General features: G+C 34.6%; 15 protein-coding genes. 1 reads left to right on the plus strand and 14 read right to left on the minus strand.

The genetic code is table 11. The features are described from left to right. Positions 1–7: 7 nt before the first annotated feature. The 7 genes from PI23P_RS11815 to PI23P_RS11845 all read right to left on the minus strand — a co-directional run bounded on the left by PI23P_RS11815 (position 8) and on the right by PI23P_RS11845 (position 12,250). On the minus strand, positions 8–1,324 hold the full coding sequence (locus PI23P_RS11815; protein WP_004571106.1) for a glycoside hydrolase 5 family protein: 1,317 nt from the start codon (positions 1,322–1,324) through the stop codon (positions 8–10). Between the two features lie 107 nt (positions 1,325–1,431). Next, on the minus strand, positions 1,432–2,247 hold the full coding sequence (locus PI23P_RS11820) for a glycoside hydrolase family 16 protein (RefSeq protein ID WP_238300033.1): 816 nt from the start codon (positions 2,245–2,247) through the stop codon (positions 1,432–1,434). A gap of 11 nt (positions 2,248–2,258) precedes the next feature. Then, positions 2,259–2,894 (minus strand): hypothetical protein, encoded by a 636-nt coding sequence (locus tag PI23P_RS11825; RefSeq protein ID WP_004571108.1) that lies wholly within the window; start codon positions 2,892–2,894, stop codon positions 2,259–2,261. A gap of 95 nt (positions 2,895–2,989) precedes the next feature. Then, positions 2,990–4,462: a hypothetical protein gene (locus PI23P_RS11830; protein WP_004571109.1), complete on the minus strand. Its 1,473-nt coding sequence runs from the start codon at positions 4,460–4,462 to the stop codon at positions 2,990–2,992. A 65-nt stretch (positions 4,463–4,527) separates the two neighbouring features. Continuing rightward, positions 4,528–6,081 carry a RagB/SusD family nutrient uptake outer membrane protein gene (locus tag PI23P_RS11835; protein ID WP_238300034.1) on the minus strand — a complete coding sequence of 518 codons (1,554 nt, stop codon included), beginning with the start codon at positions 6,079–6,081 and terminating at the stop codon, positions 4,528–4,530. Positions 6,082–6,091: 10 nt separating this feature from the next. Then, on the minus strand, positions 6,092–9,259 hold the full coding sequence (locus PI23P_RS11840) for a SusC/RagA family TonB-linked outer membrane protein (RefSeq protein ID WP_004571111.1): 3,168 nt from the start codon (positions 9,257–9,259) through the stop codon (positions 6,092–6,094). A gap of 183 nt (positions 9,260–9,442) precedes the next feature. Next, positions 9,443–12,250 carry a helix-turn-helix and ligand-binding sensor domain-containing protein gene (locus tag PI23P_RS11845; protein WP_004571112.1) on the minus strand — a complete coding sequence of 936 codons (2,808 nt, stop codon included), beginning with the start codon at positions 12,248–12,250 and terminating at the stop codon, positions 9,443–9,445. 200 nt (positions 12,251–12,450) lie between these two features. On the opposite strand from PI23P_RS11845, the gene PI23P_RS12465 reads away from it, so the two are divergent. Next, positions 12,451–12,639 carry a hypothetical protein gene (locus PI23P_RS12465; protein ID WP_081439197.1) on the plus strand — a complete coding sequence of 63 codons (189 nt, stop codon included), beginning with the start codon at positions 12,451–12,453 and terminating at the stop codon, positions 12,637–12,639. 269 nt (positions 12,640–12,908) lie between these two features. Here the strand turns inward: PI23P_RS12465 and PI23P_RS11850 are convergent, their stop codons facing one another. From PI23P_RS11850 to PI23P_RS11880, 7 genes are all read right to left on the minus strand, one after another. Next, positions 12,909–13,874 carry a glycosyltransferase family 2 protein gene (locus PI23P_RS11850; protein WP_026288485.1) on the minus strand — a complete coding sequence of 322 codons (966 nt, stop codon included), beginning with the start codon at positions 13,872–13,874 and terminating at the stop codon, positions 12,909–12,911. A 117-nt stretch (positions 13,875–13,991) separates the two neighbouring features. Then, positions 13,992–14,798 carry an enoyl-ACP reductase FabI gene (locus PI23P_RS11855; protein WP_004571114.1) on the minus strand — a complete coding sequence of 269 codons (807 nt, stop codon included), beginning with the start codon at positions 14,796–14,798 and terminating at the stop codon, positions 13,992–13,994. A 143-nt stretch (positions 14,799–14,941) separates the two neighbouring features. After that, positions 14,942–16,594, minus strand: coding sequence for a DNA repair protein RecN (gene recN, locus PI23P_RS11860; protein WP_004571115.1), 1,653 nt, complete (start codon positions 16,592–16,594; stop codon positions 14,942–14,944). A 320-nt stretch (positions 16,595–16,914) separates the two neighbouring features. Beyond that, positions 16,915–17,805, minus strand: coding sequence for a type IX secretion system protein PorD (porD, locus tag PI23P_RS11865; protein ID WP_004571116.1), 891 nt, complete (start codon positions 17,803–17,805; stop codon positions 16,915–16,917). Between the two features lie 78 nt (positions 17,806–17,883). Beyond that, positions 17,884–19,095 (minus strand): bifunctional phosphopantothenoylcysteine decarboxylase/phosphopantothenate--cysteine ligase CoaBC, encoded by a 1,212-nt coding sequence (gene coaBC, locus PI23P_RS11870; protein WP_004571117.1) that lies wholly within the window; start codon positions 19,093–19,095, stop codon positions 17,884–17,886. Beyond that, positions 19,095–19,415, minus strand: a complete 321-nt coding sequence (locus PI23P_RS11875) for a DNA-directed RNA polymerase subunit omega (protein ID WP_004571118.1) — start codon at positions 19,413–19,415, stop codon at positions 19,095–19,097. The genes coaBC and PI23P_RS11875 overlap by 1 nt, the downstream gene beginning before the upstream one ends. A 10-nt stretch (positions 19,416–19,425) precedes the next feature. Then, positions 19,426–20,286 carry an outer membrane protein assembly factor BamD gene (locus tag PI23P_RS11880; RefSeq protein ID WP_018942492.1) on the minus strand — a complete coding sequence of 287 codons (861 nt, stop codon included), beginning with the start codon at positions 20,284–20,286 and terminating at the stop codon, positions 19,426–19,428. Positions 20,287–20,373 lie beyond the last annotated feature (87 nt).

Here is a 20,373-nt window from a genome sequence, read left to right on the forward strand (position 1 = left end):
CTGTTCTTTACTTCAGTTCTTCTCTTTTTACAATATCTACGTGCTTATTTACTTTTAATACATATTTTTCTAATTGTATGGTATTAAAATGTTTAGAGATGCTATTTGAATCTATTTTAGAAGCGTAAGGATTTAGTTTATGAACATCTTGCAACGCATAGTAGGCTGCTCTTGGGTATAAAGTGCATAATCCCTCTTTATTCAATGGTCCTTTAGCGCAAATACCAAACCACTCTTCATTCATATTGTTTTGCTCTTCTTGTAAATCTAAATCGTAACCTGCACCTAACCAAGATGCATTTTGATCATGAATACTTAAATTTATGGTCTGGCCGTATTTCCACCACCCATCACTAAACTGAAAAGTAAAGCCCCCGATCGTATTACTCGCGTTGCCCATACCAGCGGTATTCTCATAAATCTCTCTCCAATTTTCTACTAAGTAAAAAGCTTGCATTTTCTGGTCTTCTAAGCTGGTAACAGCATTAAAGGCATCTGCACCGAACTCTGTAAATAAAATCGGTTTGTCTAATTCCTCTTTTACTCTTTGAAAAGTATCTCCAAAAGATTTTCCACGATACATATTAATTCCTAAAATGTCAACATTCTCACATTCCGCTGCAATAATATCTAGAAATAATAAATCTCCATTGCAAATCGCAATAGGATGATTTTTATCTTTACGCTTCATTATAACAGCAGCTTCATTCATTAATTTATACATAGGCCTGCCTCTTCTCTCTCCTATTTTTCTTTTAGCCTCGTCACCTTCAGGAAAATCCTCTGTTGCTGAACCCGCCCAAAAAAGACCGTAATTATTTTCGTTCCCCAAAAGGTATAGTAGTAAACCCGGTGTATTGTTATATTCTTCTGCAAGCTGTGTTACTTCTGCAAGCAATACTTCTTGCACTGCAATACTGCTGTAATCCGTCACCTCTAGCCACTTTGCATCTACCAAAACGCCGTATCTACCAAAAGGATGGTTTAACATTGTATGGATACCATAGTTCTCATAAATGTATCGAATCCACTTCGGTTGTATGCCTGTATATACCCGAATCGTGTTGACCCCCATCTCTTTCAGTAAAGTCATTTCTTCACTTAGAGCTCTTTTTATAAAAGAATCTGTTTGTTTCCATAGACTATAAGTATGGTTTGTTCCTATTGGAAAATAGTCCCAATTCATTCCGTTAACAATAAAATCCTCACCATTTACTTGAAGTTTTGTACCGAGATTACTTTTTAAAATAACCACCGTTTTTTTCTGCTCACACGACGAGAACACAAGTAAAAAAGTTAAAAAAACAAGAAAATTACTCTTCATAAAAATAGCATCATTTTTTAGCACTAAGCATACCAATCAAATAAATTATTTGAACCTTTACTTTTATTATTTTCCTAATTTTTAAAATAAATAGTTAGAAGAAAAGGTTATTGATACACCCTTACGTAATCTATTTCCATAGCACTTTCTGTGAAATCTCCGGAAATTGTTCCACCTAAAGCACCCCCCATGGCTACATTTAAAATTATAAATTGAGGTTTATTAAAAGGCCAATTAGCGTTTGTTTTGTTTATTGGATTGTACGTGTAATGGACAACACCATCTATTATAAAATCAATTTTGTCTTGGGTCCATTCTAGCCCGTAAACATGAAAATTTGTTGACACGTCGCTTACCCTTTCTAAATGATGCACATACGGTGTGTCTCCATATCCAGACGCGTTGTGTATCGCACTGGAAGTCACTCCTTGATTATTACCCGTGTGCTCCATGATATCGATCTCTCCACAAGATGGCCAACCCGCCGACGTAATATTATCACCCAACATCCATATTGCGGGCCATGTTCCACCACCACTTGGTAATTTTGCACGTACCTCAATACTTCCATAGGTAAAGGAGAACTTATTTTGTGTTTTTAATCTTGCTGAAGTATATTTAAAACCCTGATAGGTCTCTTTTTTCGCAGTAACTTTTAATACTCCATGTGTTAAAGAAGCGTTTGCTCTTGTATAAAACTGACGTTCTCCATTTCCCCAACCATTATTGCCGTTTCCAATATCATAAGTCCAGTTTTTTGAGGATGGACTGCCATCTGTATCAAACTCGTCTGACCAAATAAGATTTCTTGCATCTGCTGTTATTGGATCATAACTTTCAGGTTGTTCTTGAATGATTTCTTCGCTATTACCGCAAGAAATTAGCATCAATAAAATGACATAGTAAGTTAATTTGTATTTCAATTTCTAATGTTTTAATTACTTCCAAACGTTATATTATCAAAATAGATAATAGTATCTGACGTTCTGGATGTCCAGTCTGGAAAAATGATAATTTGATCAATAATCAAGGTTGCTCCTTTTCCAATGCTTCCTGATAAATCAAAAGTTAATTCTTCCCACTCGTTAATTTTTGTATTCGCAACCTTCACTGGTGGCTGCGCTTCTGCTCCTTGACCAGGTGCAGCATATTCTGCAAACTTTAAAGCAACATCACTTATACTTGTTTTGTATACTAAAATTTTTACAATACTGTTTGTACTATCAAATCTAAAAGAACCAATACCCTCACCGTGTTTCGTCTCGCAACCTGCATACATTTCACCGGCCTTTAAAGCAGTGAATTTTGCTACTTTTGCAGAACTGTTAATACCCGATGTATCTGGATTGTCTGCTATTTCTAACGTATTATTTTTGCCATTTTCAAAAATATTCCAGACCCAATCTGATCCAAATCCCATTATTTCAAAATCAATTGGATAAAAAGGTGCAACTGCTGCATAGGTGGTTTCTTCTTCTTCTTCTTCTTCCTTTATTTCACTATTTTCTGAACAATAAGAAAAAGTAATTATAATGATTGATGCAATTAAAAGTTGTTTGTAGTGTTTCATTTAAACATATTTTAAAAAAGAATCTTTACCAGATGTCTTTTTATTAAAAATCACCTATACTTCTAAATATAGGTGATTTAAAAACTTTATAAAAATTAATCTAATTGTTGCATGTCATCTATAAGAAAAGTCCAATCCTCTGAACCGTCTGCAGCAACTCCGTTAGCAATTATTACAACTAACTTTTGATATGATCCTGTTCCTGCAGTATGATCAAAAGTAATTGTTTGCCAATCTGAATCTGCCGCAATAGCTACTCTAACTTCACTATTTATAGCCGGATCATCCTTATTTTCAAGTTTAAATAAAAACTCATCTCCTGCTCTTGCTGCCGGTGCCTTTACCTTTAAAGAAAATTTCTTCTTTACAGTCATATCTATCGGATTCTTTAAAAGAATAGCAAAACCTCCATAAGTCTCATCTGAATTTTTAATGTACCTGAGCACTTTAGCTGATGTATTTAATGTGTTAGATGTATCTGGATTGTCTATAACATCAAATTTAGCACCACCAAAACCTCCACCTTGCAGCGTAAAATCTTCAAAATCTAGCATTGCAAACTCTTCTGGACCGGTTGGAGCATTACATCCATTATCCAATGTACCACTTTCTGTAGCACAATCATCAGAATTATCGAGTACACCGTCACCGTCAGTATCTAATACTGCAGAACCAAATACCCCTCCTCTTATATTGTCTACTTCATATGTACCAGCAACTGAAGATCCATCTGTAAGATCCACTCCAATAAAAAGACCAATCGTAGCAAATTGTGTTAAATCTAATACATCACCCGCACCATCACCTGATCTTATCGCTTCTGTAAAATCAAACGATACTGTTTGCCATCCTGCCTCTGTTGAAGCAACGGTCATCACTTCAACCTCTATTTTATCCCAAGCTGTTTCCGCTTTGGTTGCTACATTTATATCTTCTAATTTTAACAAAACCTTTGTCGCCGCAGTATTTGCTTCCTGGTAAATATCTAAAGAAAGCGTGCTCTCAGTTGACAAATCAACATGCTTTGCCAATCTCAAATACACCTGCTGGTAACCTCCTGCATCCTCTGGATACGTTATTTTTCCTACGTTCCCATAATCTGAACCCATTGTTGCTGCTCCAATAACCATTGTAATACCATCTTTAACCTTAGGCGCTACTGCAACCGCTGCGTCATCTTCAAAGTTAACAAGTGATGTAGGTGCCACAAATACAACAGCAACCTGCGTTGTCTTTGAGACATCAGCCATTCCAACTGCAGAAGCAGTTACTACAATACTATAGCTTGTTGAACCATCTACATTTGGATAATCATACTCTACAGCCGCACCTGCTGTTTCAATCACGTCATCCGTAGCATCAGTTCCAAAATCTACAGCATAAGAGGTCCCTCCTACAGAACTCGGTAAAACTGAAATAATGGTACCATCTCCACTCGCCGTTGCGGTGAAATCTAAAACTGTAATTGTCGGAGCTACTAGTGGCATTGGTTCGTCGTCACTTCCCCCACAGGCAGTCACTAATCCTACAAATAATAATGCGTACATCCCTTTTTTTAAAAAACTCATCGATTTTAATTTTAAATTAATACTTATTTATTTACCAATCTATTACTCACGTATTTAAATAACTTCTAATAACCAGGGTTTTGCCCCCAGCGCGCAACAGCATTCGCCAATTCTAATTCAACTAATGGTATTGGAAAAATTTCATTTTTATTTTCTACATAATTAATAGCGTTAGCATTTGATGCCTTCGAACTATTATACGCATCAAAAGCCGTTTTTGCTCTGCCTGTTCTTACCAAGTCGAAAAAACGGTGTCCTTCACCAGCCAATTCTACTCTTCGTTCTGCATAGATGGCATCCAACAAATTACTTTCACCATTATATGGAAAGTCATGGCTACTGTTGCCAAAAGCTCTTGCTCTTACCTTATTTAAAGAAACTTCACCACTTGCACCACCACTTTGCACAACAGCTTCTGCTTGCATTAACAGAACATCTGCATATCGAATGGACCTGTAGTTATTTTGGAAATTTAAGGGATCACTTCCGTTACGATCCGCCTCATCAATTTTTGTAGGGAGGTATTTTTTTGTAAAAAACCCTGTATTTTCTCTACTGAGAGCATATGTAGTCTCTCCTCTTAAGTCTAAAATCGTTACATCCCTGCGTTTGTCTCCTGACTTAAAAGCATTAAAAAGTGCTTGTGTAGGCAAACTAAAACCCCAACCATTCATATAAGTTGCATTTGAAAAATCTCTTGGCGCATTAAACTTTGGCATATAATTTCCCTCACTACACTGAATACAAGCCCAACTCGCACCTTCAACATTTGTGTATTGTATTTCAAATACAGCCTCTACCCCATTTTCTCCTGCAGGTGTGAACAAGACATTATAGTCTGCCAATTGGTATTTGGCACTATTAATAACTTGATTAAATACGACAGCTGCTTTTGAAAATTTACTGTTGTCGAATTTTCCGTGATACAAGTAAATCTTTCCTAATAAAGCTTGTGCTGCGCCTTTAGTAATCTCGTATTTCTCTACTTGACTTTCTGGTAAGTTTACGATAGCCTCTTTTAAGTCCTCCTCGATCAAACTATATACTGCGGCAATACTTCCCACTCGATTGATTGTATATTCCTCCCCTACAAACGTACGTTTGTTTAAAATTCTCTCTACACCATCGCGCTTTTCCGTGGATAATGGGATGTCTCCAAACCACTTTGCCAACTCAAAAGTAAAATAAGCTCTTAAAAAATAAGCTTGCGCAATAATTTCGTCCCTGCCACTGAATGCTGTTTTATCTTTAAATTCTAAGATATAGTTCGCTCTATTAATACCTGCATACATAAAGCCCCAAATATCTCTTAACTGATTATTATCTTCCTGTGTTTGCCCCATTTTATCAATTCGCTGCAAAGTCGGTTGGTCTTCATTAGAAGGATCACCACCAGCGATAATATCGTCAGAAGCCATTGTTGCTGAAAGTGTATTCCAAAAAGTAATTTGCAACATGTCATACGCTCCTATTAGCGCTTTTTCGTATTCCTCTTCACTGTTAAAGTAATTCGAAGAAATTTCTCCTCGAGGCTCTAGCTCCACATAACTATCGCAACCCATCATCAGTAAAAGAATTAATACACTCGAAAAACGTATTTTATTTTTTATTTTATTCATAAATCGCTAATTAAAAATTTAAATTAAGTCCTAGTATATATGTTTTCGCAACTGGGTAAAAACCTCTATCAATTCCGCCTCCAATAGGAGCGCCAGAACCTGCAGAGGGATCAAAACCCGTATAATTTGTAAACGTATGAATGTTGTTTGCCGAAGCGTATAATCTCAATTTATCCAAACCTATTTTAGAAACGATACTTTCAGAAAAAGTATACCCTACTTGTATATTTTGAATTCTTAGATAGGAAGCATCTTCGACAAAATAGTCAGAAAAATTATCAGTATTAATAGAGGCACCAGAGGTTGCCCTTGGAACCGTATTGCTAGGATTGTTTGGAGTCCATCTATTTAATACCACACTGCTTTTATTTGCATACACATTTAAACGCTCGTAATCACGTACCATATCATTGCCCACGGACGCAAAAGCAGCACTATTGAAATCGAAATTCTTATAAGTAAATCCAAGATTAAATCCCAATGTAACATCTGGAAGGTAGTCTCCAATATAGGTTCTATCCGCTTCTGTTATTTCCCCATCTTTGTTGGTATCTACAAACTTTAGATCTCCTACTCCCGCTCCTTTATGGTATAGGTTGTCTGCAGACGCTGCGTCTAACACGTCTATTTCTTCTTGATTCTGAAAAATTCCGTTGGTTTTATACCCATAGAAATACCCAATTGGCAATCCTACTTCCATTCTTGAAGTAATAATACCGGTTCCCACACCAAATGCACCACCTTGTTCAAAACCAGAGGATCCACCTACAAAAGTGACTTCATTTTCTAAAGTTGAAAAATTGAAACTTGAATTCAAATTAAAATCTTCACTAAGGTTGCTATTGTAAGCTATTTGAAATTCCAACCCCCTGTTTACAACATCTCCTGCATTGATAAACGGAGCAGAGGCGCCGTTCCCTGCAACACCTGTTAATCCCGATATTTGCGCTGCAATTAATAAGTCTTCTGTCTTTTTATTATAGGCATCTACCGTGATCCGAACTTTATTACTGAACAAACCCATATCAAAACCGATATTTCCAGTAATTTGGTTTTCCCATTTAATTCCTGGATTTGCTAATCTACCTTCAGCAACACCGACCAACAGGTCTTCAATAGTTTCCTCATTATTATTGCTATATGTTCCTTCTCCGTCTAGTCTTGCAACAAAACCAAAGTCTGAAATTCTATCATTTCCAATCGTTCCATAACTTCCTCTTAACTTTAAAGAGCTAATAACTGAATTGTCTTTAAGAAAAGATTCATCTGAAACATTCCATCCAAAAGAAGCTGATGGAAAATAGCCCACCCTGTTATTAGGGCCAAACTTTGACGAAGCATCTCTACGAAAAACAACGGAAAGTAAATACTTTTCTTTGTAATTGTATTGAACTCTAGTAAAAAAAGAAGACAAGCGATTTTCGAAAATATCGCCACCTCTCTCAATCACATCAGGCTGAAAACGCGGTAAAACTACTTCTGAATTCTCTAACTGTGCGTCGTTAAAATCGTTACTACCGTTTCGTAAAGTTTGTCCTGTATTACCAGTAAATTGTCCTTTTGTATTTAAAACTTCGTAACCAAATAAAGCGGTTACATTGTGTGCATCATTAAAAGAATTCGTGTAAGTAATAAAATTACTCAACGTGTAATCTTCATAAATGTCTACATTCTTTATCACCTCATTGGTCGTGGTTCTATTAATTGATTTTCCAACACCATAGTAAGCCAAAGGATTAAAGATATCGCTATACACCTTTGTATGATTAAATTGATTTTTAGAATTGAATGTAAAATTATTTAAAAAACTATATTCAACTCCATAGGTAGGACTAATTCTATCGACCAAAGCAATATTGTAAGCATTTGATATTTGGGCTATTGGATTAGAAACCTCAATGGCCGTTGTATTTACAATTCCATACCCATTTCTTAAGATTTCAAAGCCAGCATCTGCAAGTTCAGTTGGATCATTTACCCCTGTTAATGGATCTGAATTCACAGCATTGTAAAGGATCGCTCCAATACCACCCTCGGGTAAATTATTTTTCTTAGAATGGGTATAAATTGCTGTCGCCGAAATCTTCAACCTATCTGTAACACTATACTGCAGACTTGTTCTCGCTGTCAATCTATTAAAGTTTGACTTTTCCAACCCAACAACACCCTCTTGATTTAAATAAGATACTCCAAAAGAATAAGCTAATTTTTCTGTACCTCCATTTGCACTTACATTGGTATTGAACATAGGTGCTGTTTGAAAAACCTCGTTCTGCCAATCCGTGGTCGAAAGCGGCACTGTAGCACTCTGCTTTGTATTGTAAATCTCTCCTGAAGCTGGTTGTATAAAATAAATACCTTTCCCAGTTGCTTCATTCACATAATTTGCAAATTCAACACCGTTTAAAAGATCCAATTTTTTACTTGTCTGTTGAAATGCGAAATAATTTTCAATGTTTATTTTAAGAGGTGCTTTCTTTCTACCCGTTTTAGTCTCTATTAGAATAACGCCATTTGCTGCCCGCACACCATAAATACCAGCAGTAGCATCTTTCAATATGTTGATGCTCTTTATATCACTTGGATTAATCACAGACAAATCTGTAATTGGATTTCCATCCACGAGTATGAGGGGTCTGTTGTCCCCGTTCGTAGAAACTCCTCTAATTCTAATATTCAAACCGCTACCTGGAGCTCCCGATGAAGACGTAATATTAACACCTGCAACTTGTCCTTGCAAAGCTTGCTCAATTCTTGTAGGATTTAGTTTTGCAATCGCTTTTGCATCCACCACAGAAACTGCTCCTGTAGACTCTTTTTTACGTTGCTTACCGTACCCTATGATTACAATTTCGTCTAGAGACTCTGCCTCTATTTGCATAGAAACATTTGTCAAGGTAACAACTGCTGATACCTCCTTCAGCTTGTAGCCTAAATATCTAAATTGTAGAATTACCCCTTTTTCAACGCCTTTCAGACTATAAAAACCGTCAAAATCAGTCTGCGTTCCTCTAACGGTACCTTTCACTGTGATGCTTACTCCTGGAAGTACGTCTCCATTGGCCGCATCTTTAACTACTCCCTCGATATTAATAGTTTGTGCAGCTGTTACAAAGCTCATGGCAAGAGCGAGTAAACCTATAATTTGTCCTTTCATAAAGAAATTTATATTTTTCATAAATTTAATGCTAAATAATTGTAAAATCTATAAACACAACCAATACAAAAAACATACAACGCACGTTAATATCTAAAATACAATAAGTTATCTATTTTTTTTTGAAAATTTAATTGACGTAAAAATAAAAATAAAAGGTCGTTGTATTGTTAATGTATGGTTCTAAGAAGCGCTATAATAAGATTATATCTCAATAATATAATTCGCTAGATTCGCATCGTGGTTAAGATTCATTTTTTTACGCAATCGATACCTTTTAACTTCAACGCTTCTTGGAGAAATATTTAAAAGAGGGGCAATTTCTTTAGAGGAAAGGTTCAAGCGCAAATAAGCGCACAATCGCAAGTCGTTTGGCGTTAGACCGGGATGCTTTTCTGTTACTTTATCTAAAAACTTTCGATCTGCATTATTGAAAGCCTCTTGAAATAATTTCCAGTCGTCTGTATTGTTCAAGTTTTTGTCGATAATAGTAACCACCTTCGAAAAGTCTTTTTCTGAAGTCTCAAGAAGCTCATTTTTTATAGAACTCAAAAATTCGTTCTTTTTAATAATACTCATTGTAGAAGTAGCTAACTCTCTGTTTTTGGTTTCAATGTCGCTCCTTAATTTATCATTATTTAGTTTAATGATTTTCTGCGAACTTTCTAACTCTTTTAATTCTAATTCCTTTTTTGCCTTAAAAAGCAATTTTCCTTGTTTATTATTATAATATTTTTTTGATAAAACATACCAAATAAATATGAAAGTCAAAAAAAGAATGACGTAACAAAAAACTGCAATATTTGATAAAAACCAAGGCTTTTCAATACTAAATTTAAATGCTGCTACATTGGAAGTTAAATTCCCTGCTACCATTGACCTTACCATAAATTTATAATCTCCAAAGGGCAAGTTTTCAAACAAAGTAGAATTTGAACTTTCAAAAGCACTCCACTTACTATTATACCCTTCAAGCTTGTGTTGAAATAAAATATTCGAAGTTTTATCGAAATAAGGGACACTATAGAAAAATTTTAAATTATTATCCTTATTCTCATAACTCACATCTTTGTGCAAGAAGCTATTCACTCGAGACTCGTTTAATTCATAATTAACAATGTGTGTAATATTAATTTCTAAATTATTCGCGCGCGTAATCTGATTTAAATCCACCACTAAATACCCCGTTATCGTACCAACAAGATACTTTTCATTTTCTAAATGAATAATGCTTTCAAACCCCGCAGGCCCTCTAAATAAAGCCCTTTTAATAGGGATACTTACTAACACTGCTTTATCACTCAATTTACCTGGCTTTAAAAACCGCAAACCCGCATTGGTCACGGACCATAACTTGTTGGAATAGCCATCTAAAATTAGCTTACCTGAAACGAAAATGTCCTGAGGTATTAGCGCGCTGTAGCTCTTGTCTAAAGTAAACGCACTCTTTTCAAAGTCGTATTTATAGACTCCTTTTTTAGTCGCATAAAACACATCATTATTGTGTTTTAAAATACTTGAGTGAATTCCTTTTTCTACAGACGTATCTTTTTCCGTTTTTAATACTACTGTATATGCAGCATCTGTCTCTAGTTTATAGACACCTTTGTATTCGTGATTTACAAAAATATCTCCATCTTGCGCGACAATAAAATATTGAGCTGAATTTGTAAAACCTTTGATTTTATTACGAAGACGCCAAGTATTTTTTTCTTTCTCTAAAATATATAAACCGTCATAATTGCCTTGAATTATCAAATTTTCACCCAATTTTTTAAAATCCCAAGTTCCCTGGACGCTAAAAATTAAATTCGCCTTATGATTTTTTACGATAAAAGTACCTGAATCATGTCCACAAAAAAGTGTGCCATCAAGCACCCTTAAGTTCCATACTTGGCCCTGTGTATTGCTTATAAGTTTAAATGGATCTTTCGTATTGTATTCTTTAAAGAATAAGCCCTGATTCGTTCCTAAATACAAAGATCCCTCAAAAATAATAGCAGTATAAATAGTTCCTAAAAAAACTTTTTGATTGACGTATACTCTAAGAAAAGAATCAAAATTAACAAGATTAATTCCGTCATCTAAACCCAACCAAATATTCTTGTCTATATCTTCAAAAACAGTTAATACAGTGTTATTGCTCAAGCCTAAATTTTGATTTATTTGAACATCTATCTCCCCCGAACTTGTTAAGTAAATAAGACCATTAGAAATTGAACCTAAAATAATACTTCCGTCATCCAACACTTCTGCACTGTAAATTGTTTTGCTCTGTAAATAAAAGTTTGCTGCAATATCCCATTGTTTAAGCTTGTTGTTCTCTAAAAAATAAAAACCCTGTTTTTGTGTTAAAAAAAAGATCTTATTCTTTTTGTAAAAAATTTCTGTAAGTTTATTTTCCTTAAACACTGCGTCATTAGAAACTAATACAGGCGCTCCATTTTCAATTTTATAGACACCGGTATCCATGTCTTGAAAATAGACCACATCCTTTACTTTAGCAATTTTAGCCAACACACCAGTACCCTCTAAAATTTTGAAAGAACTATTTTTAAGATTATATAAATAAATACGTTGCAAAGATTTAAATAATACCCATCCATCTGATTCTATAATCTCCCAAATTTGTTCATCCTCGAACATCTCTATGCTCTTCTTTTTCACCAATGACGTGTACTCTAGAAAACCATGTTTGTTTTTTTTCCAAAAACCAAAATCTCTATAGAAACCTGTAAATACCTTATCACCGATACATTTTATAGACCTCATGATGGTTTCATTGGGTGTGGGATACAATTCCCAATTGGAACCATTATATTCTAATAAACCCTTATTATTTGCAACATAGATATATTTGTTATTTGCTTGCGAAACCGACCAATTTTGATTTCCACCCCCATAATCTTCAGTAGAAAATACATCAATAGGTGGCACTTCTTGAGCACTACAGTCCAAAGCTACAGGTACCAATGCAAATGCGATTAAGAGTGTTTGAATATATCTATTCATCGAAATAAGTTGTTTGGTATTTATACATATTAAAAACTTAATATTCAGATATTTACAATTAAAAAAAAGCAGGCTGTATTGTTCTGGTTCACAATTTAATCTTAAATAACCATTAAAAAAAATTATTTTTTAAAACTTAGTACTCCAATTACTCTAAAAATGAAAGAATTTAAATTATTTTTATAAAAAATAAAAATTTCATGAAATTTATTAGAAAATTAGGTATCTCCAACTTCATAATGCTCAGCTTGTGCGTTGTAATCATTATTGTTGCAGAATATTTCTTTTTGTCAGGAGATAGACTTCGTGGCCTTTTTATTGGACTTTGGGCCCCCACTTTGCTAGGCGTAATGATTTATATAAAACTCATACACAATGACCATAGATAAAATTGTACTCTGTTTTTCAGCTTTCGTTATTGTGTGCGTGGTTGTATGGGCATATTTCATGATCAATGAATACAATAAAGTAACAAAAGATTAGCGCAATAGCAATCTAACTTTATCACGAACCTTCCTTAAGATAGCTGAAAAAATGTACACATTGCATTTTGTAGAATTTAAAAAGTTTTATAACAGCAACTCAAATATCGAGGCCTTTACCGAAACACAAACGATACAAAAAAGGTGAATAAATATTTAAGAAAGGTGTCGGTTAACTAAAACCCTGTATTTTTAGACAAAAATTGAGACTTTAAGTAGCCTAAACCGTAACCCAAAAATTGAATATACGTTGCGATAATACTCAAAAAAGCGACTTTTAAATTTCTGTTTTGAAGTAAGGAATCCAAAAAAATCGTGAAAAAGTATAAACAGTAGAAACCAAGTGTCTGCGGATACCCAAAGAAAACTACTATAAGACTTGCATACAGCCCGATAATAAATAAACTAGGAAACCAATAAGTAAGCTTAGCTGTTTGCGGATATTTTTTATTTAAAAGCGGTCTTGCAGTGCCAAAACCATAGGTCTGTTCTAAGAACTGTTGAACTGAAGCTCTGCGTTTGTGATACACAAATGCTCTTTCTATCAATTGCGTTTCAAATCCTTTTTGCCAAAGTCTAAAAGTTAAATCGATATCTTCTCCATTTTTCATTCTAGAAAACCCACCTGTCTTTTCAAAGGCAGCCTTCGAAAGTCCGAAATTGAAGCTTCTTGGTTGAAATTTTACAACACTACTTTTCTTTCCACGAATTCCTCCTGTTGTTAAGACAGCAGTCATGGCATAATTAATTGCTTTTTGTAGGGTGGTAAAACTAGTATGCGCCGCATCTGGACCACCAAATGCATCTGTAAAAGCGCTTTCTAATATTTCTTTTATTTCTGATAAATAGTGTTTTGGCAAAATAACATCAGAATCCAAAATAATATAATAATTTCCAGATGCCTTTTGCATCCCAAAATTCCGACTTGCTCCAGCACCACTATTCTCTTTAAAGAAATATCGTAAACGCAATCGTTTCTTATATTTAGCGATCGCATCCTCACTTTTTTCAGTTGAACCATCTTCGATGATTAACACTTCAAAATCATCTAAAAACGTTTGTGCTACAAGACTCTCTAACAACTCCTCCACTTCCTTTGGACGATTGAACACTGGAATGATTATGGAAAAGTTAAGTTTCAGAATTCGCTAATTTTAAAATGAGTTAGTAAATGTAAAAAAAGAAAAAATGCAAACCTATACAGATGTGCATTTTATAATTTTTAATAAGAAATAATTTCTCACAACTTTTAAAGAATACTACTCAAAATTTTCTAGAACAGCATCACTAACTCCCATATTAGAAAACCCTCCATCATGAAATAAATTTTGCAAAGTTACTTTTTTAGTTAAATCTGAAAACATAGAAATGGTATAATCTGCGCATTCTAAGGCAGTTGCATTTCCTAAGGGACTCATCTTCTCTGAATACGCAATAAAACCATCAAAGCCCTTCACCCCTTTCCCTGCTGTTGTTGGCGTTGGAGACTGTGAAATTGTATTTACACGTACTTTATAATCCCTTCCAAAAAAATAACCAAAACTGCGTGCAACACTCTCTAAATAAGCTTTATTATCCGCCATATCGTTATAATCTGGAAAAACTCTTTGTGCGGCCATATACGTTAAAGCGACAATGCTTCCCCAATCGTTCATAGCCTCTTTTTTATATAGCACATTCAACATTTTATGAAAAGAAACTGCAGACACGTCCCATCCTTTTGTAGTAAAGTCATAGTTTGGATCTGTATAGGATTTTCCTTTTCTAACATTTACCGACATGCCTATGGAATGCAAAACAAAGTCAATTTTACCTCCCAAAATGTCCATTGATTTCTCTACAAGGTGTTCTAAATCACGAATGGAGGTTGCATCAGCGGCAATGATTTGTGAACCTGTTTTTTTTGCTAGAACGTCTAATTCTCCCATTCTTATAGATGCTGGTGCATTTGTTAATACAAACTTCGCTCCTTCTTCATGTGCGCGTTCAGCTGTCTTCCAAGCAATAGAATGCTCATTTAAAGCGCCAAAAATAATGCCTTTTTTCCCTTTTAGTAAATTATACAATTTATTAATTTTTAGTTTGTAGATATTTGTTTTGTAGTCTTAATCGCATTGCTTTCTTCCTTCATGCCATCGGGTACCTTGCTTATTTCGTTAAAATGCAAAAACGATTTATTATCCTATTTGCCGCTTTCACAAAATAATGCCTAATTCAGCAGTTCTTTGGCATGCGTCAGTGCTGTGTCAGAAATCTCTTTTCCACTCAACATCTCTGCTATCTCAATAATGCGTTCTTCAGCAGACAATTGTTTTAAATTAGTAGTTGTTATTCCATTTATCTCCTCTTTATACACCTTGTAATGACTGCTTCCTTTTGCGGCAATTTGAGGTAAATGGGTAATGGCTATCACCTGCATATTCGAACTCATTTGTTGCATGATGGCGGCAATTTTGTTAGAAACCTCTCCTGAAACCCCTGTATCGATCTCATCAAAAATGATGGTGGGTAATTGAATATTTTCTGAAAGAACCTTTTTTACAGACAACATGATTCGCGACAATTCTCCCCCCGAAGCAACTTTCTTAAGCTCCCCAAAATTACCTCCTTTATTTGCGGAAAAAAGAAATTCTAAAGTATCTTTACCATTCGTGAAATAAGAGCTCGTAGCTATTGCTTTAATTGAAAAGCGTGCATTGCCCATTCCTAAATCACTTAATAAAAATTCCAATGCCTTTGTTAATTTAGGAATTGCGACTGTCCGTGCTTTTGAAATTTTTTCTGCGACATGATCTAATTTTTTTGAAACCGCTTCAATCTCTAATCTCTTCTGATGAAGATCACTTTCCGCGGACTCTACCTGCCTCACTTTGTCAGATAATTCCTCATAAACAATCAACAGTTCTTCATTTGAATTTACATAATGCTTCTTTTGAAGGTTGTACAATAACTGCAATCGGTCGTTAATTTTTTCAGCCTCCTCTGGATCAAAGGAAACATTTTCATTTGCACTTTCTAATTCAGATACGATATCATCCATTTCGATTTTAACAGAGGTTACCCTATCAGCTAAAGCTAGATATTCTTTTGAAAAAGAGGCTATTTTAGAAATTTTAAACACTAAAGAACTCAACGAATTTTGAATGCCAACTTCTTCATTTATAGAAAGCGCTAAACTTTCAGATAGATTTAATTTAATATCCTCTATATTATTTAATTTATCTAATTTCTCTTCAAGCGCTGCTTGTTCTGATACTTTAATAGCGGCCTCTTCTAATTCTGTAAATAAATGTAAATTATAGTCATACTGCTGATTTGCTTCTTTTTGGGAAGTCTCTATAACTAGTAACTCCTTTCTAAGCAACGCCAACTGCATAAAATCTGTTTGATAAGTAACCAATCGACTTGTATTTTTAGCCAATGCATCTAAAATATCAAATTGAAACTTTGCATCTGATAATTGCATGGTTTGGTGCTGCGAATGCACATCTATCAACTTCGATCTTAATTCATTGAGCACAGCCAGCGTAACAGGTGTATCGTTCACAAAAGCCCTAGATTTCCCCGAAGGAAGAATTTCTCTACGGATAATGGTTTCTGCTTCGTAGTCTAGATCTACGGCGTTGAAAAAATCTTTTAAATCATAATTTAAAATCGCCACTTTTGCCTCTACTACACATTTTGTAGCTGTATCTTTTAAAGAAGATAAATCGGCTCTATTTCCTAAAACTAAGCCTAATGCGCCTAATAAAATAGATTTACCCGCACCTGTTTCTCCTGTGATTATAGATAACCCTGAAGAGAAATCAATACTTAAATGATCGATTAATGCGTAATTATTGATAGAAAGTTGTGTGAGCAAGTTGGCTTATTTTTAGAAGATAAAATTAATGAAAATTTTAATACTATTAAACAAAGTTTGAATTAGAATTCGAGAACAAATTATGGGATATCGACGAGTTTACTTTGGTCTTCTAATTTCTTTTAGGATTTTACTGATATAGAAGTAAAGAAGAACAACATATAGTTCATACCCTAACATCTCTATTAAATAATCTTTTCTGCCCATATTTACTCCTATATAAACTGAGTATGAGACTCCAAACAAGACAAATAAAGGCCTTGAAGATAGCCCATTATTTTCTTATCCTTTGAACTTAAAGACGCCTTAAATTTCCGATTTTATTCTAATTTTCTCCATTTCGAATTATTGTTTGGAGAGATTTTTCGCAATACTGCAATTAAACGTTGTTTTTTCCTAGTTTTAGAAACCTCAGAATAGACACTTGCAATCTCGTCGGATTTCGCATCAAAAAACAATCGGATTAAGTAATTACCTACCGTTTTATTATAAAGTTCTTCTAGTGCAATAATACTATCTTCAATATTCTGCTTTGCATTTGGTTTTGAATGGATTAGATTGTCAAAGCCTTTTCGATGATACCCGTACAATACACGCCGATACTCTTTCAATTTTGGCGCTAATAAATTATCAATTAATGCGTATCTATTTTGCTTACCAACCACATTTTGCCAAGCAGCAAGACCACTTTGCTGTGCTTGCAACATTGCATTCTGCGCTTCTTCTAACTCTTTCTCTCCACCATTTAAAGCAAAAGTATCTGCATCAATCCCTAAAATTATATGTGCATAAAATACAATCGTAGAAACTAAATTACTATCAAAAGTATTTTTATTATAGATTAAAGGATCAAATTCGTTGTATTTAAAATTGAAATCGCTGTCCTTAATATTCAATATTGGCGATGCATAACTAGATTCGTAGATTGGCCTTGTCGACTGCACTTGTAATGTGGCTGAAAAGTTATTGTTGTTTCTCGCAGTAATAATAATTGTCATTGCACAATTTACGCGCTCTTCTGGTTTTACCGCCCTATCCGTCCACTCAGTTTGATTTATATATTCATTTAACGCCCGCTGTAGTGTTGAAAATACCTGTTTATTTGATCCAGCGATCTGTTCTGAATTAACGGTAACTAAACAATTTAGTTCTTGACCACTTAAGCGAAAAGCTGAAAGTAATACGATAAAAAGTACTGCTATTTTATGCATAAATTCTTAAATTAGATTGGCTTCTAATTATTTAAGAACGAAACTTCTTTCAGGAAATAAACCCCTCATTTAAGCATATTATTTTAATACCCTCAAAACAATCTCATTCATAATATCCTCAGCAACGGCCAACTTTGACTTTAATTCAAAGTTTATAGTGTTCAAATTCTGATCAATTATAGTAATTTTATTGGTGTCTGTTGCAAAACCTGCACCTTTATCCTGCAAACAGTTTAAAATAATTAAATCTAGATTTTTCTTTTTTAGCTTTGCTTTTGCATTTTCTAGCGCATTGTCTGTTTCTAGCGCAAAACCTACCAAAAATTGGTGCTCCTTAAGGACACCTAAAGAAGCCAATATATCTTTTGTAGGGGTTAGCTGAATCTCTAACGGTTCAGCAGTCTTTTTTATTTTCTTAGTGGCCGTAATTTTTGGTTTGTAATCGGCTACAGCAGCAGCACATATCGCAACATCCATTTCTTTAAAACACGCATGAACAGCAAGATACATTTCTTCAGCAGAAACGACATCCACTTTATGAATTCTCGCATGCTGTATCTGCTGATTTGTAGGTCCTGAGACCAAATATACGTGCGCACCCAAGTTGGCTGCAGCATTTGCAATTGCAAAGCCCATTTTCCCTGAAGAGTGATTTCCGATATAACGAACTGGATCTATGGCTTCATAAGTAGGGCCCGCAGTAATCAATATCTTCTTTCCTTTGAAGGGCAACTTGTCAAGAATATCGTATTCTATAAACGATACAATATCTTCGGGTTCAGCCATTCTACCTTCTCCCTCTAAACCACTTGCAAGCGCACCCGATGTTGGGGGAATTATCACGTTACCGAAAGAATGTAATTTTTTCAAACTTTCTTTGGATGAGGGATGTGCATACATGTCTAAGTCCATGGCAGGCGCAAAATAGACTGGGCATTTCGCTGACAAGTAGGTCGCTAACAACAAATTATTGCAGGTACCGCTTGCCATTTTTGATAAGGTATTTGCTGTGGCAGGTGCAATGAGCATATAATCTGCCCAAAGTCCTAATTCTACGTGATTGTTCCAAACTTCGTTTTTATCTTCTAAACGATAAAAAGATGAGTGAACAGGATTTTTCGAAAGAGTAGAAAGAGTGAGAGGTGTTATAAAATCTTTAGCCGCAGGAGTCATAATAACTTTGACTTCTGCGCCCAATTTTATAAATAAACGGACCAAACTAGCCGTTTTATATGCTGCAATTCCTGCAGTGATTCCTAAAAGAATTTTCTTTTCTTTTAAGACAGACATTACTCTGTTTCTGGTGTTCTGTGGTATACTTTACCCTTTAACCATTCCTCAACAGCCATTGCAGTTGGTTTTGGTAACCTTTCATAAAACTTAGAAACTTCAATCTGCTCCTTATTTTCGAAAACCTCTTCTAAAGAATCGTTGTACGTAGCAAATTCTTCTAGTTTCTCAACTAATTCATTTTTAATATCAGAATTAATTTGATTTGCTCTTTTTGCGATAATCGAAATTGCTTCATAGATGTTCTGTGTTGGCGCTTCAATTTCATTCTTGTCGTATGTAATTGTGCTTAACGGTGCTTTTGTTTCTTTATAATCCATCTCTAGTTAATTATTGCTTTAATAAATTTTGCGATGTTTCACGCTCTGCAGCGATGACATCAATTCTTGTTTTCTCGATTTGTAACGTTGCTAACATTGCGTTTGCATCTTCCGTATATATAGATTCTGGAAAGCTCTTTTGCAACCTTTCATGCGCCTCTACAGCACTTTCAATTCTTTCTAGTTTTCGTCTATCAGTGCTTTTCAAAACAAAATCGTGTGCCGCTTTTAATTGAAAATACAATGCTTCTTCCTTATATTTCGTTCCTAAAAAATCTTCTAATAAATTATCAAAAGCTTGAATTGCCGCTTTGTAATTTCTTAAATCATAATCAGCTGTTTTGTAGTACGTTTTTGCTATTTCAAAGTACTTCTTCTCTAGCTTTGATCTAATTTCAGCATAGTATTTGTTTGCCTCTATTATTTTATCTGAATTCGGATATGTATTAATAAAACTTTGAAAAGCGTCCAATGCTTTGTTGGTCTCTGTTGGATCTATACTAAACCTTGGAGATGCTAATTTATAACTATACGCCGCTAAGAAAGCTGCTTCCTCTTTTTTTGAGCTTTTGGTGAAGTTGTTTGTAAAACGATTAAAATAAAAGCCCGCTATGCTGTAATTTTTTTCGTTAAAATTGGATTGTGCAACCATAAATTCAATGCGCTCCATCTGAGGCTTTCCCCTGTATGAAGGTGTGACTTTCTCAAACAAACGAATCGCTTTGTCATAATTCTGAGTTTCATACATTTTTACAGCCATTTTATACTGCTCTTCTGTTGCCCCTTTATTCAATACCTTTTGATATTCACTACAGGAATACATAAGTGAACAACATACTAGAAAATACGCTAAAGTTTTAAATTTATGCATCTTGCAAAATTAGTAATTAAATATGGATTAATAAAAGGTTTTCTGATACAGTTACTTTCACTTTGCGAAAATCTTTTAAAAACAAAC

It is taken from the genome of Polaribacter irgensii 23-P (genome assembly GCF_000153225.1).
Classification (GTDB): domain Bacteria; phylum Bacteroidota; class Bacteroidia; order Flavobacteriales; family Flavobacteriaceae; genus Polaribacter; species Polaribacter irgensii.